This window comes from Streptomyces sp. NPDC088915 (assembly GCF_044749825.1).
Taxonomy (GTDB): Bacteria; Actinomycetota; Actinomycetes; order Streptomycetales; family Streptomycetaceae; genus Streptomyces.
This window is the reverse complement of sequence record NZ_JBIVIR010000026.1, coordinates 1-13,309: the sequence shown is the minus strand read 5'-3', so window position 1 is coordinate 13,309 and position 13,309 is coordinate 1. Positions and strand designations below refer to the sequence as shown.

14 protein-coding genes are annotated in these 13,309 nt (G+C 70.7%); 11 read left to right on the top strand and 3 right to left on the bottom strand.

The features are described 5' to 3' along the window. Positions 1-12: 12 nt before the first annotated feature. From ACIP5O_RS34100 to ACIP5O_RS34065, 8 genes are all read left to right on the top strand, one after another. Entirely contained in the window at positions 13-1,440 is a 1,428-nt protein-coding gene (locus ACIP5O_RS34100) for a helix-turn-helix domain-containing protein (protein WP_401300838.1), read from the top strand. Between the two features lie 21 nt (positions 1,441-1,461). Continuing rightward, positions 1,462-2,142 (top strand): RibD family protein, encoded by a 681-nt coding sequence (locus tag ACIP5O_RS34095; RefSeq protein WP_401300835.1) that lies wholly within the window; start codon positions 1,462-1,464, stop codon positions 2,140-2,142. Next, entirely contained in the window at positions 2,142-2,606 is a 465-nt protein-coding gene (locus ACIP5O_RS34090) for a deaminase (RefSeq protein ID WP_401300832.1), read from the top strand. Before ACIP5O_RS34095 ends, ACIP5O_RS34090 begins: the two co-directional genes overlap by 1 nt. Before the next feature lie 116 nt (positions 2,607-2,722). Further along, on the top strand, positions 2,723-3,031 hold the full coding sequence (locus tag ACIP5O_RS34085) for a helix-turn-helix transcriptional regulator (RefSeq protein ID WP_401300829.1): 309 nt from the start codon (positions 2,723-2,725) through the stop codon (positions 3,029-3,031). 897 nt (positions 3,032-3,928) lie between these two features. After that, on the top strand, positions 3,929-6,541 hold the full coding sequence (locus tag ACIP5O_RS34080; RefSeq protein WP_401300826.1) for a hypothetical protein: 2,613 nt from the start codon (positions 3,929-3,931) through the stop codon (positions 6,539-6,541). A 4-nt stretch (positions 6,542-6,545) separates the two neighbouring features. Then, complete coding sequence (locus ACIP5O_RS34075; protein ID WP_401300825.1) at positions 6,546-7,391, top strand: DciA family protein; 846 nt, start codon at positions 6,546-6,548, stop codon at positions 7,389-7,391. 333 nt (positions 7,392-7,724) lie between these two features. Beyond that, positions 7,725-7,958: a hypothetical protein gene (locus tag ACIP5O_RS34070; protein ID WP_401300823.1), complete on the top strand. Its 234-nt coding sequence runs from the start codon at positions 7,725-7,727 to the stop codon at positions 7,956-7,958. 489 nt (positions 7,959-8,447) lie between these two features. Continuing rightward, entirely contained in the window at positions 8,448-8,576 is a 129-nt protein-coding gene (locus ACIP5O_RS34065; protein WP_401300820.1) for a hypothetical protein, read from the top strand. 3 nt (positions 8,577-8,579) lie between these two features. On the opposite strand, the gene ACIP5O_RS34060 is transcribed toward ACIP5O_RS34065, so the two are convergent. Further along, positions 8,580-9,107, bottom strand: a complete 528-nt coding sequence (locus ACIP5O_RS34060; protein WP_401300817.1) for a ComF family protein — start codon at positions 9,105-9,107, stop codon at positions 8,580-8,582. A 224-nt stretch (positions 9,108-9,331) separates the two neighbouring features. Continuing rightward, positions 9,332-10,291, bottom strand: a complete 960-nt coding sequence (locus ACIP5O_RS34055; RefSeq protein WP_401300814.1) for a DNA-processing protein DprA — start codon at positions 10,289-10,291, stop codon at positions 9,332-9,334. A 286-nt stretch (positions 10,292-10,577) separates the two neighbouring features. On the opposite strand from ACIP5O_RS34055, the gene ACIP5O_RS34050 reads away from it, so the two are divergent. Genes ACIP5O_RS34050 through ACIP5O_RS34040 form a run of 3 tightly spaced genes read left to right on the top strand, consistent with a single transcriptional unit; the run spans position 10,578 to position 11,966 of the window. Then, positions 10,578-11,114, top strand: coding sequence for a hypothetical protein (locus tag ACIP5O_RS34050; RefSeq protein ID WP_401300811.1), 537 nt, complete (start codon positions 10,578-10,580; stop codon positions 11,112-11,114). 4 nt (positions 11,115-11,118) lie between these two features. Further along, the gene (locus ACIP5O_RS34045; RefSeq protein ID WP_401300809.1) at positions 11,119-11,646 is read left to right on the top strand and encodes a DUF721 domain-containing protein; all 528 of its coding nucleotides are present in this window, start codon (positions 11,119-11,121) and stop codon (positions 11,644-11,646) included. Continuing rightward, a complete protein-coding gene (locus ACIP5O_RS34040; protein ID WP_401300806.1) occupies positions 11,643-11,966 on the top strand; it encodes a hypothetical protein in 324 nt (107 codons plus the stop codon). The genes ACIP5O_RS34045 and ACIP5O_RS34040 overlap by 4 nt, the downstream gene beginning before the upstream one ends. 379 nt (positions 11,967-12,345) lie before the next feature. Here ACIP5O_RS34040 and ACIP5O_RS34035 read toward each other — a convergent pair whose 3' ends face one another. After that, positions 12,346-13,104, bottom strand: a complete 759-nt coding sequence (locus ACIP5O_RS34035) for a hypothetical protein (RefSeq protein WP_401300803.1) — start codon at positions 13,102-13,104, stop codon at positions 12,346-12,348. Positions 13,105-13,309: the final 205 nt, after the last annotated feature.

Below are 13,309 nucleotides of genomic sequence, written 5' to 3'. Positions count from 1 at the left end.
AGGGGGATCAACGTGGGGCAGAAGCCGAACGTTCTGACCCCGGAGGCATCACCCCTGGACCGCTTCGGCTACACGGTCCGAGACCTCCGTGAGCGCCGCGGCCTCAGCTTGCGCGGTCTCGCGGAAGCCACCTTCTGCTCGTACTCCAAGCTGTGGAAATGGGAGAACGCGAAGCGCGCTCCGAAGTACCGCTCCGAGGTCGAAGAGCTGGACCGCGTACTCAAAGCCCAGGGACTCCTGATCGAGCTGTGGGAGCACATCGGCACGGATGATTCCCCGCGAGACCATGTGTCCGCTTCGGGGCTCCATGTGTCCGAATCATCGGTAGACCTGGCCATGGTCGCGTCTCAGCGGGCAACGTCGGACGATGAGGGGATCTTTGTCCCCGCTCGTCTACGGGATGGATCGGTGGTTTTCGTGGCGCTCGATCGACGCGCGATGCTGCGTGGTGGGATGGGGCTCGGTGCAGCCGCTGCACTGGGCGGGGGAACGCCGGCAGCCGCCAGCTCCCTGCCGGGCCTGGCGCGGCCTGCCCGATCGGCTTCCGCCTACAGCAGCACGCCGGTGGAACACTTCCAGCGTGCACGGCGCCTGTTGATCGACAGCGACAACCTTCTCGGCCCCGGCCGAGCCATCGCGGCTGCCCGTCAGCACATCGAGGACATCAAGGACCTGCGCCAGGATGCGAAAGGCGCTGACCGCCACGCCCTCATGGAGCTCCAGACGCAGTACGCCGAATTCGCCTCGTGGCTCTACCAGGACCTAGGCGATTTCAAGAACGCACAGTTCTGGCTCGACCGGGCGTTCCAGTGGAGCCACACCGTCGGGGACGGTGACCTGACCTCGTACGTGATGGCCCGCAAAGCACAACTCGCTGGTGAAATGCGCGACCTGGTCGACGTCGTCGACCTCGCTGAGGCCGCGCAACGCATGGCCCGGCCCCGCAGCCGACTGGCCGCCGTTGCCCGGACCTACGAGTCGTACGGGCACGCGTTGCGCGGTGAGTCGACCGACAGTGAGCGTGCGATCGACGACGTACGCAACGCTCTCGATCGCGTCTCCGGCGACACAACCCCCTGGGGCGTGTGGCTGAACGAGCAGTACGTGGAGATTCACCGGGCGCAGGGTCTGGAGGTGCTGGGCAAGCACGCAGAAGCCGCCGAGGTCTTCACCAGCGCCATCAAGGCACTGCCCGACGGCTACCACCGCGACCGCGGCGTCTACATGGCTCGGGCCGCCGTAGCCCACGCCGGTGCCGGAGCTCTCGATCAGGCCGCCACGGTCGGCCTCCAGGCCCTGACCATCGCCAACGACACGGGTTCCGGCCGGATCGTCCGGGAGCTCGCGCGTCTCGACAAGGCGCTGGTGCCCTGGCAGCGCCAGCCCGAGGTCGCGGAGTTCCGCGAGCACTTCGACGGTGCGCTCGTCCACGAATCCTGAGCAGAACGGATCACACCACTTATGACCACCCGTCCTTACGTTCTCCTCTCGGCCGCTATGTCGGTCGATGGTTACCTGGACGACGCCAGTCCCAAGAGGCTGCTGCTTTCCAACGCGGCCGACTTCGACCGCGTCGACGAGGTCCGGGCCTCCTGCGACGCGATCCTGATCGGCGCAACGACCGTCCGGCGGGACAACCCGAGGCTGCTGGTCAACTCGGCGGAGCGCCGCGCGAAGCGGATCGCGGAGGGCCGGTCGGAGTACCCACTCAAGATCACGGTCACCAGGACGGGGGACCTCTCCTCCGACCTGAACTTCTGGCACCACGGCGGGGCCAAGCTGGTGTTCACCGTTGACGAGGCGGTGGAGAAGGCCCGCGCAACACTCGACGGGCTTGCGGACGTCGTCAGCGTCGGTCCGAAGCTCGACTGGGGCTTGGTCCTCGATGAGCTCGGCCGTCGAGATATCGGCCGGCTGATGGTGGAGGGGGGCGGCACGATCCACACCCAGTTCATGGCCCAGAATCTGGCCGACGAGCTCCATCTCGCCGTCGCCCCGCTCCTGGTGGGGCAGCCGACTGCCCCACGCTTCCTCGGCGCCGCCGACTACCCGGGCGGCACGACCGCCCGCATGCGGCTGCTGGAAGCTCGGACGGTCGGCGATGTCGTCCTGCTGCGCTACGCGCCGGGGGAGCGCTCCTGATGCGCTCGATCGACCGGAATGAGGATGTGCGCTGGATGCGGCGCGCGATCGACCTCGCCGCGCTGTGTTCTCCGGCCGCCGGAGCGTACTCGGTCGGCGCGGTCATCGTTGCCGAGAACGGCACCGAGCTCGCGGCCGGCTACTCGCGCGAGGCCGATCCACGTGAGCATGCGGAGGAGGCCGCCCTCGCAAAGATCCCGCCGGGCGACCGCCGGTTGGCCACGGCGACGATCTACTCGTCCCTCGAGCCATGCTCCCAGCGGAGCGCGGACCGAACCCCATGCGCACAGCGGATCCTCGAGTCCGGCATCCCGCGCGTCGTCATCGCCTGGCGCGAGCCGACCTTGTTCGTTGCCGATTGCGTGGGAGTCGAACAGCTCGCCGAGGCAGGTGTGGACGTCGTGGAGCTGCCGGAACTCGCGGAGGCCGCGCGCGCGGCGAACTCGCATCTGAGGCTCCCATGATCACGCCTGTCCGTGCCCCCGACATCGCCGTTTCACCGGCAGTAGGGCAGCAGCTTCCCTTCCAAAGATCCAATGGTGTATCTTTCAATACATCTTGGATCATGGAAGGGTTGGCTATGTCCGTTCCCGATGGCTCGCAGCGGGTTGATGCCCTGCTGAGCAGCCTGGATGACGTCCTGCCACCACCAAGTGTGCGCGCGAAGCTGCGACTCGCCGCAGGCCTCACTCAGCAGGAAGTCGCGAAGGCCATAGGCGTGAAGCGCCTTGCCGTGGCTCGCTGGGAGCTGGGACAGGCCCACCCGCGACGTCCGCATCGCGAGAACTACATGCACCTGCTTAAGGGCCTCGCCGAACGGTTCCCCGAGGCCGCAAGGCCGGATGAGGGCATGCCGACGCCAGCCTCGAAATCAAGGGGGTCGGGGTGACGTAGCCGCCACCGGCCGCGCGCGCCAAACGAGTGGACGGTCATCCACTTCGGCCTCGCGCGGCCCTTCACGCCGACCATCAGGTCGGCCACCCAGTCTCCGGTTGGCGCCGGTCCTGGGCTCTAGCTCATCGAGCTGATCTCTTGCAAAACCCCGCCTTGGCAGGCGGGCACCCGGTCCGCTTTGGCAAGCGGGCCACCCCGGCTTTTCGGAAGCCCCTTTGGCAGGGGGCCTCTGTCGAACCACAGCTTCATCCCAGGTTCCGGCGGCCTTGGCAGGCCGTCGGGCTCGGGGCTCCGCATTGGTATCCATCCATACAGAACGCTCGGCCGTGGTCGGGTCCCTTGGCAGGGGCCTGGTCGCGGTCGGGGCGATCCATATGAAGGCTGGTGTCTTCGCCATAGTGCCCGATCTGGTGCCCCCTGAAAAGTCGATCGCCGCCCGTTTCGGCACGGTCCGGACGATTCGCGCGTTTCACTCAGTGAAACAGCCGTCCGCTTCCTCCGCTTTCGCGCCCTTCCTACAGGAAGTGGGTCTTCCTGTAGGAAGCCACAGCCCGACCGGTTCTGTCCGGTCGGCCTCCGTCCATGTCCGCGACGACTCCGTCCGTGCTGCCCTCGAGGCGGCCGTCCCATCACGCGGGACGCGATTTAAGGTTCTTGCCCGCCGTGCGGGAGCGCCGGGGGCAATCGGGTCTCGGTGGCCTCTGTCCACAGGGTGGCCGGTCCAGGCTGCCGGGGTGATCTCTTCTCGCGCTGCTGCGCCCGGCGTCCGTCCCGCTCCCAGCGGGAGTGTCCGCCTTGGCCGGTACACCACGGCCATGACCTGCACCGCCCTGTCCACTCCGGCAGTCCTCCACGCCCGTACTTCCTCCGTCGTACTCGCCGGGGGTGCTCGATGAGCGCTTCGACGGCGGCCGCGACGGTGCCCGACCTCGACGACGAGGCGCTCGTCGCGCCCCGGCTTCCCCGGCCGCGTCGCGCGTTGCGGTCGGTGCCGGCTTCCGGGCGGCCGGGGGAGGGCGGCTCGGATGACCCGCTGCGTCTGGGGCGGACGATGCGGCTGCGGCTGCTCGCCGCGGTCCAGGCGCTGCTGGCGGACCCGTCGATCGCCGGGCAGTCGGACGTGGCGAGGCTCGCGGCGGTGGTGCTGTACGCGAAGTCGCGGGCGCCGAAGGGTGCGAAGAACGACAACCAGACGTCGATCTGGGTTGCGGAGCTGGGCCGGTGGATGGGCGTGGGTGAGTCCACGGTCAACCGCCGGGCGCTGGTGCCGCTGCGTGCGTCGGACGGGGTGCACACCAAGGAGAAGAGGAACGAAAAGGGTCACCCGACCGGTCTGGACTGCCTGGTCATGCCCTTGTGGCGTGCCCGTAAGACCGGCGGGGCCGCGCATCCTCTGGTGCTGACGAAGGCGGAGCTGGCGACGCTGCTGCGTCTCATCGAGGCGTTGTTCGGGCCTGGCTGGACGCCGGAGGACAAGGAGCCGACGCCGCCGGGGCTGCTGGCCGGCCGTACGGGCAAGGGGGCTGCGACCGACCGGCTCGGGCTGCTGCTGATGGTGCTGAACACGCGGGCGTCGGGCTGGCTGCAGCTGGTCGGCGGGTCGGTGAAGGCGAAGGAGGGGCGCGGGGCTGCGACGCTGGCCCGGCTGCTGGGCTGCTCGCCCTCGGGGGCCCGGAAGGTGCTGGCGCGGCTGGCGGAGACCGGTGTCGTGGCGCGCGAGCACCGGGACACGGCGACGCGGATGCGTGGCAAGGGCCGGGTCATGCTGCTGCCGGTCGCCCACGCCTACGGCTGCCGCTCTCGCTTCCTGGAGGCCATCCAGGAGCCCAAGCCCTCGTTTTCGGTGCGTCCCGATGGTGCAGCCGGAGATCATGGTCGGGCCGCTGCGGCTGGTGCCCTTGGTACGTCTGGGATCGGCGGTGCTGAGGAGGCCGGGGACGCGGTGGTTCAGGAGCGTCCCGATGGTGCAGAGCTCCACGCAGACCACGCTTCTGTAGTTACTCCCGTAGTTCCTCCGCAGCTCTCTGGTGGCTTTTCCGGCGAAGGCCGTGGGGGTGAGGGCCGTCGGCCGGGACGCGCGTGTGTGCGCGAGGACCAGGCCGCCGACGACGAGAGCGCCGTTGCCGGAGCCGGAAGCTTGGTGGCTGGGGCCGACCCGCTTCGCGGTGAAAAGCCCACCAAGTCACCCGTCGACGAGCAGGAGCAGGCAGGCGGCATCGCCGTTGACGCCGGTGCCCGACTGACTGTCGTTGGTGGGCGAAAGACGCAGCAGCAGGGGCAGTCGGAGCTCCCGGCCGATCTTGACCTGCGGGTGGCTCTGGCGCCGATGTCCTGGCTGTGGACGAAGCTGAACTGCTGGCAGCAGGACCATGTCGTGGAGGCCGCGAAGGCGGAGCTCGCGCAGCTGCGGAACGTGCTGGAGTGGGCGGGGCAGGCCCCGTCGGTGCTGGCCTCCCGGCTGACGTCCCGGCTCAAGGAGACCGGCGGCGAGGCCCTGATCGCCCGCCCGTACGGCTGGATCACCCACCGCGGGCTGGTGCGCCGGCCGTCGTGCTCGGACGTGCGGTGCGACGACGGCGCCCGGATCGACACCGGCGCCGACTGCGACAACTGCGCCAACATCCTGCACTCACGGCGGGCGTGGCGGGTGCGGATCGCGGCCGAGGTCGACCAGGAGCTCCCCGGCCTGGAGACCGATGCCCGGTACCGGGAGATCGAGGCCCGGATGCGCCGTCACGCCGAGGCCGAAGCCGCCGGCCTAGTGGCCCGGCAGGCCGAGGCCCGGGAGCGGGAGGCGCGCCAGGCGGCGTTCCGTGCCGAGGCCGAGGCGCAGGCCGCCGTCGAGCAGGAGCGGGCGGCGGCCGGGGCGGCGGCCCGGCGGGCCGTGGCGTGCGAGGACTGCGGCCGGGCATGGTCGGCCGGGCTGTGCGAGGCGTGCGGCCACCGCCGGCAGACCCGGGCCCTGATTGCCGAGGCCGGTCTCCTCGCGGCCACGTGGTCGGCCGACCTGACCGACCCGACCGGCGTTGCGGCCGTCGCCGCCGGAGTCCGTACGGCCATCGAGACCGACACCGCCGCCGGATGGAAACAGTTCCTGCAGCTCACCAGCCCGGCGGACCTGGAAGCGGCCGGCCCGGACGCCACCCGGGACACCGCCGCGCACAACGCGTTCGTGATCGCCGAGAGCGCGGTCATGGAGTACCGGGACCAGGCGCTGGTGATGCTGGGGCACAGCGAGGAGGCCCAGGCCGAGGCCTGCAAGGCGTACACCACCGAGCTCGCCAAGCCCTGGTTCCGGGCGCTGCCCGACAGCGACGACGCCCAGCGCGCCGCGACCGAGGCCGCCGCGAAGGCCCAGACCCGCACCGCCGAGCACCTGCTCGCCGTGCGGCTGGAGCAGCTGCACACCCAGGCCCGCCCCACCCCCGGTCCGGCCCCGCTCCGTGGGCGCAGCGCCTGCCCGAGCTCGCCGCCCACCCGCTGCACGAACAGACCCCGGAGGTGATCGCGTGAGCCCCGCACCGCAGACCAGTGGCGTCGACCTCGCCCGCCAGGCCCTCCTCGCCGCCCGCGAGGCGGCCAAGGCGAAGAAGTCCGAGGTCCGGCAGAAGCCGCGGCGGCGGACCACCACCGTCGTCCGCGACGGCCGCGCCCCGCTCGCCTTCGGCACGGCGATCAACATGATGATGACCGAGCGCGGCCTGGTCGCCCCGGCCGCCGGCGGCAGCGTCCTGGCCCAGTGGGACACCATCCTCACCGCGGCCGCGCCCGAACTCGCCGGACACGTCCGGGCCGTCGCGGTCGACGAGGAGTCCGGCCGCCTGGACGTCGTCCCCGACGCCCCCGCGTACGCCACACGGGCCCGCTGGATCGCGCCGAGGCTCATCGCGGCCGCCAACGAGGCAGTGCCTGGCGCAAACATCAGGACCGTGCACGTCCTGGCGCCCGCCGCCCGCACCGCCACCACGTCGGCGACGTCCCCGACGGCCGCCGACGGCCCGGTCTCGGGTCCGGACGTTCCGGTCGGGCTGGTGAAGACGAGGGAGACTGCGTCGGCTGGCTACCGCCGCGCCCTCGAAGCCCACCGCACGGTCGCCCCGCCCCGCCAGGAGGACTCGGCCCTGGCCGCCGCCGTCGAACGCCAGGAGCAGGCCCGCCGCGAGCTCGCCGACCGTGCTTTCCCCGACATCGAGCAGGACCAGGAGGACGAGGCGCCGACATCGCTCGAGGACGTACGCGTCCAACAGCGCCAGAGCGCCGAAGCCGTGCGTGCCGCCGCGATCCTGCGGGCCCGCGCCGAGCGCGCCGGACGGACGGTGCCGCCCGCCGTGCCCGTGCTGCGGCAGGCCGGGTGAGGGCCGTGCTGCGGGCGGGTGTTCAGCGGCCCCAGCCGATCGGCCCCCGGGTCTGGCCGTCCTGGCCGTCGTCGCCTTCGTCGTCGTGCTGCTCGTCCTGGCCGTGGCCGTCGTCGAGATGGACGTCATGGTCGGAGTCGCGGGGCTGGCCCTGGACGCGTCCCTCGCGGCCTGGAACCGGCCTTCGCGGCCTCCGGACCCGGGCACTGGGAATGAGAGGGCGTCGCCTGCGGGCTCATGGACGGCTTCGAGCGGGTGTCGAAATCCCGTCCCGGCAGGTGCGGGGCCGGGATACCGTCGGACGGCGCGACCAACGAGTAGAGGGGCTGGGGGATGGCAAGCGAAGACCGGGAGAAGCTGCTGCGGGCGGTGGAGCTGCTACTCCTGCCGGGAGTGACCACGGCGCCGATCGGCGAGCTGATGCCGTTCTTGACGGACAGCAACCACCGGAAGTGGGAAATAGCGAAGGCGGTTCGCGAGGCTATGAACAAGATGACCGGCGAGGGTCTGGCGGACGAGCAGCGCGTGGAGCTGATCTCGCTCGCCGAGGTCGTCCGCCGGTATTGACAGGCCGCTTCGGTTCCTGCTTCGGCAGGGGCCGAAGCAGTTGTTGGGATTCTCCCGCTGCCACGATAAAAGGCCAGCTCAGGCGGCACATAGAGGTAGGGGGTAGCGACTCGGCAGTCGCCATCCACCCGTCAAAGTCGCTGTCCCCGACCCAACGGCGTGCTGCCCGACCGGTGGGACCCGGCCGGGTTTACCGTCGTCCCGCAGCACCTGATGGCCGAACGCGCGTGGGACATGCCGCCGTTGGCGGCACCGTCCTGGCCCAGTGGCCCGACATCGCCGCCGCCGTCTCCCCGACCCTGCCCGCCCACGTCCAGGCCACCGGCTACGACCCGGAGGCCGGCAGCCTCGACCTGCGCCCCGGCTCGCCTGCCTACGCCACCCAACTCCGCCTCCTGCCCCCGGATCATCGCCACCGCCAGCAACTGGGAGCAGGTCGGCAACGAACGCCGGCCGTTCTACAAGGCTGGGCCCTTCGAGGTCGATCTCGTGGCGGCCGAGGACACGGCGTGCCGGCTGGTGTGCGACACGCACGAGGCGCTGCGGCTCGACGAGGACAGCCCCATTCTTCAGGACTGGGCCTACGCGGTCCAACGGGGCGAATTGAGCAAGAACTGAGCCTCAGGACCCACCGAACGGAACCCGTGCGAGAACGAGTCCCCGCACCTCCGTCGCGCGCCCCTGAGTCATCAGCATCTTTCCCACGGTGTGAAAGGTCGCGCCTGTGGTGAAGACGTCGTCGATCAGGAGGATGCGTTTCCCCTGCACGCTTTGACGCAGCTTGAGGACCGCGGCGTGAGCCTTGGCCGCCTCCATCTTGTCCGACCAACTCACACCGTCGCCAGCCGACTTCTTCGTCTCGCTCGTCTTCACCAGAACGGGGCTGGACGGCGCGGCAATCGGCCAGCGACCGGCCGTATCTTCCGCATGAGCCGCGAGCATGATGGTCTCGATGTGCTGGATCGGAGTACGTTCCGCGGCCGAGGGGTTGCCGACGATCAGGTCAATATCAGCCAGCTGATCAGCGTGCGCGTTAAGCCAGCCGACGATCAGGCGGCCGAAGATGACCGCCCATCCCTTGGCCCCGTCGTACTTGAACTTCTTGATCTTGGCGTCAAGCGGGGCGGCGAACAGGGCAACAGCGTCCACTCGGGTGAAGAACCTCTGTTCCGGCGTCCAGCGGCAGATCGGGTTTCGGCACGATGTGTCTGCCGCACTCAGGGTCTGACTGCACAGCTTGCAATGATGCTGCGCCAGAGGACGCAGAGTCTTGGTCGCGCAGAGAGCGCAGATCTCAGGCGTTCCAACGCGCACGTACCCGCACTTGGGGCAGTCAGGGAATCCGAGCGGCGTGGGCAGATCAGAGGCGTGGGTCACAGGCCCGCCAAAGCGAGCTGGAGGCGCAATTGTGCCGCCTGCTGTACTCGCTTGGCGTTGCCGAGGCGTGAGATCACGTCGTCAAGCTCCGCGACTTCGATCGCCTTGCCTTCCGCGACCATCTTCGCAGCCCACGGTTCGCTCGTCGCGAGGGACTTGATCAGAAAGACCTGTTTGCCGTGCTCATGGGCGATGCGGGCCTGCATCTTGGCGCCGGAGGTCGAGGACGCCTCGATCACGATCGAGCCCATGGTGGAGCCCGAAGTGACGACGTTACGGCGGGGGAAGGTCCACGTGGCCGGCGGCGAGGTGGGCCAGAACTGCGAGACCAGGGCTCCGCCCTCGTCGACGATGCGAGCGGCCAGGCCCTTGTTCTGGGCGGGGTAGATCTTCGCGGCGATGCCGGTTCCCATGACGGCGACGGTCCGGCCGCCGGCATCGAGCGTGGCCGTGTGCGCGGCGGTGTCGACGCCCTTGGCCAGGCCGCTGAAAATCACCACGTCCTCGTCGACCAGGAGCCGCGCCATCCGGGCGGCACGGCGCATCCCGTCCTCGCTTGCATTGCGCGTGCCGACGATGGCGGCCGAGCGGGCGTCGCGTTCTTCGAGGTCGCCGAGGTGGAACAAAAACGGAGGCAGGTTGGGTACGAGGCGCAGGTTGGCCGGGTAGTCCGGATCGAGCACCGTCACGAGGCGGGCGCCTGCCTTCTCGGCTGCTTCCAGCTCCGTGGCCACGCGTGCGCGGGCGTCGTCGATCGTCGGCAGGGCTTCGCGTAGGAGGAGGAGGTTCTTGCGGGCGACAGCGGAGTCTTCGGGGATGTCGCCCCCGAGAACGACCTGGAGCGCTTCGGGCGACTGGCAGGTTCGGGCGATCAGGTTCCAGTCGACGGATTTGCTTCCGACGCGGAGGGCGCAGATCGCCAGTAGATCCCTCTGCTCAGGCGTTATGGCTGGCATTTTTTGTGTCCTTCTACTTATGGCCCCGATTGTTCGAAGGGTGGTGCTCTGATTCTTTGGGCCGTTTCCCATCATGGCGTACGGCGTCCGGGGCGCGCACGGGGGCCCGTCGTTTCAGTTCTGCAAAACACCCGGACGGCCGCCTCTTCCCCAGGATGACCAGGGCTTCTGTCTTGAGCGGTTTCTGCCACTCTCCCGAGTGAGCGCCGGGATGAACGTAGCCAACTACGTTCTGTGACCGATAGATCGGGCCGAGGCCCGGGAGCAGGCGGCGGCGAGGCAGGCCGTGGCGTGCGAGGACTGCGGCCGGGAACGGTCGGCCGGACTGTGCGAGGCGTGCGACCACCGGCGGCAGACCGAGGCCCTGATCGGCGAGGCCGGTCTCCTCGCGGCCACGTGGTCGGCCGACCTGACCGACCCGGTTGCCGTCGCGGCTGTCGCCGCTGAGGTCCGTACGGCCATCGAGGACGCCGCCGCGCACAACGCGTTCCTGACTGCTGAGAGCGCGGCCGTGGAGTGCCAGCACGAGGCCCTGGTGATGCTCGGCTGCAGCGAGGACGTCCAGGCTGAGGCCCGCAAGGCGTACGCGACCGAGCTCGCCAAGCCCTGGTTCCGGGCGCTGCCCGACAGCGACGACGCCCAGCGCGCCGCGACCGAGGCCGCCGCGAAGGCCCAGACCCGCATCGCCGAGCACCTGCTCGCCGTGCGGCTGGAGCAGCTGCACACCCAGGCCCGCCCCACCCCCGGTCCGGCCCCGCTCCGTGGGCCCAGCGTCTGCCCGAGCTCGCCGCCCGCCCGCTGGACGGTGAGGTCCTGGAGGTGACCGCGTGAACGCCGTCCCGGAGCTGTCCGGCGTCGACCTCGCCCGCCAGGCCCTGCTCGCCGCCCGGGAGACGGCGAAGAAGAACGGCGCCCAGACGAAGAAGCCGAAGCGGCGCACCGGCACCGCCGTACGGAGGGACGGCCGTGAGCCGCTCGGGCTGGGCGCGGCGATCGGCCTGATGATGACCGAGTGCGGCCTGGTCGCCCCGGCCGCCGGCGGCAGCGTCCTCGCCCAGTTCGACGACATCCTCGCCGTGACCGCCCCCGAACTCGCCGGACACGTGAGGGCCGTGGGCTTCGACGCGGACACCGGCCGCCTGGACGTCGCCCCCGGCGCCCCCGCGTACGGCACGCAGCTGCGCTGGAGCGCATCGACGCTGATCGCGGCGGCCAACGAGCGGGTGCGGGGCGCGAACGTCCGCTCCGTTCACGTCCTGGCCCCCGCCGCCCATACCGCCACCACGGCCACGGCGTTCCAGGCGCGGCCGCTGACGACCCGGCGCCGCGCCCGGTTATTCCGGCCGGGCCGGTGAAGACACGGGAGAGCGCGTCGGCCGGCTATCGCCGTGCCCTCGACGCCTACCGTGCGGTCGCCCCGACCCGCCAGGAGGACCCGGACCTGGCCGACGCCGTCCAATGGCAGGAACAGGTCCGCCGTGAACTCGCCGCCCATGCCTTCCCCGACGTCGAGCAAGATCAGAAGGACGAGGTGCCGCCATTCCTCGAGGACGTCCGCGTCCAGCAGCGCCAGAGCCTCGAAGCCGTACGCGCCGCCACGATCCTGCGGGCCCGCGCCGAGCGAGCCGAACGGATGGTGCCGCCCGCCGCGCCTGCGCTGCGCCGGGCCGGGTGAGCACCCTTGCGGGCCCGGCGCCGCACCTGATTCTTCTACGCTCCCACGTCTGGATCGGACAACCCCCGCAAATGCAGGGACAACTCTCCATTCACCAGCACGGGGACGACCCGAGCGGACGGAGGTCGAGGTGCTGCACAGAGCAACCCCCGCAGGCGCGGGGACGACACCCCAGCGTCGTACAGCGCGCCCGCTGAGGACGAGCAACCCCCGCGGGCGCGGGGATGATCCCCGGGCCCGCTCGATCGACACGGGTGCCGACGTCTGCTCCCCGCGCACGCGGGGGTGTGCTCATGGCGGGACGGCTCCAGACGGGAGAGGCTGCGTGCCGGCGGTCGCCGGACGGGTGACGGACGTCGGGAAGGCGGGTGGCGCCGGATCAGGCGCGCCCGGGACGGAACGGGTTGTACGCGGTGTACGGGGCCTGGTCCGTCTCGCCGCGGCGGTGCCGCTCGGCCTGGTAGGCGTCCCAGGCCGCCTCGCCCTGCTGGGTGGAGCCCCACGGCAGGTTCTTCCTACGGGTGAACTCGGCGTACTCCAGGACCGGCTCGGCGAGCCGGCGGCGGCGCTCAGCGCGCGGGTCGTCGCCGACACGGGCGCCGGTCAGGTCCTCCACGCTCCGGGCGCGCGCGAGTTCGTCCACGTCGAAGGCGATCCGGCGCAGGATCGCCGAGATCCGGGCGGAGTCCACCACGACGCTCGCACGGTCCGGGAAGTTAGCCTCGGGGCGGAGGTTGGCGGCGGGCGGGTAGGACTCGCGGTCCAGATGATCGATCCAGTCGGCGCACTGCCGGATCCAGCCCACCTCGTCCACCAGCCGCTCAGCGACGCTCGCGCGGCCGGAGAGCTCCTCGTCGCTGCCCTCCGGGTCCTCCGGCGCCGGCCAGCCCGCCGCTCGGAGCTCGCCCAGGACGACGTCCAAGGCGTCCAGGTCGGCGTCCTTCGTCAGCTGATGCACCCGGCTGGGCGACAGCCCGGCCGCCTCCGCGGCCTTCCTCACCGACACCCCCTCCACCCTGGCCGCCACCAACGCCCAGGCCCGCTCCCGCTCCGCCTGCTCCAACCGCCAGGCGGCCCTGCGCACGCGAGCCAGGACACGCCGCTGCCGCCGGACCTTCCCCAGCCAGTCACCCTTCACCCCGCCCAGCGTGCCAGCCTCCGAGCACCCCGCACGGGCCGTTCAACAAACTGAACACCCCGCCGTCACCCACGTCGGCCATGCTCCCCGAGGCCGGAGTCAGGTGGCGTCGGGTCAGGGCCGGACGTTCTTCTGCCAGTCCAGGGAGGAGCCGGTCAGCGCGGCCTCGGCGAGGGCCTTCGCGGAGGCCGTGGTGAGCGAGGCG

Bases quoted from the DNA above. Each gene is read 5' to 3' on its own strand.
- ACIP5O_RS34055 (WP_401300814.1), bottom strand. From the start codon at position 10,291: ATGCCAGCCATAACGCCTGAGCAGAGGGATCTACTGGCGATCTGCGCC.
- ACIP5O_RS34095 (WP_401300835.1), top strand. From the start codon at position 1,462: ATGACCACCCGTCCTTACGTTCTCCTCTCGGCCGCTATGTCGGTCGAT.
- ACIP5O_RS34090 (WP_401300832.1), top strand. From the start codon at position 2,142: ATGCGCTCGATCGACCGGAATGAGGATGTGCGCTGGATGCGGCGCGCG.
- ACIP5O_RS34070 (WP_401300823.1), top strand. From the start codon at position 7,725: ATGGCAAGCGAAGACCGGGAGAAGCTGCTGCGGGCGGTGGAGCTGCTA.
- ACIP5O_RS34085 (WP_401300829.1), top strand. From the start codon at position 2,723: ATGTCCGTTCCCGATGGCTCGCAGCGGGTTGATGCCCTGCTGAGCAGC.
- ACIP5O_RS34080 (WP_401300826.1), top strand. From the start codon at position 3,929: ATGAGCGCTTCGACGGCGGCCGCGACGGTGCCCGACCTCGACGACGAG.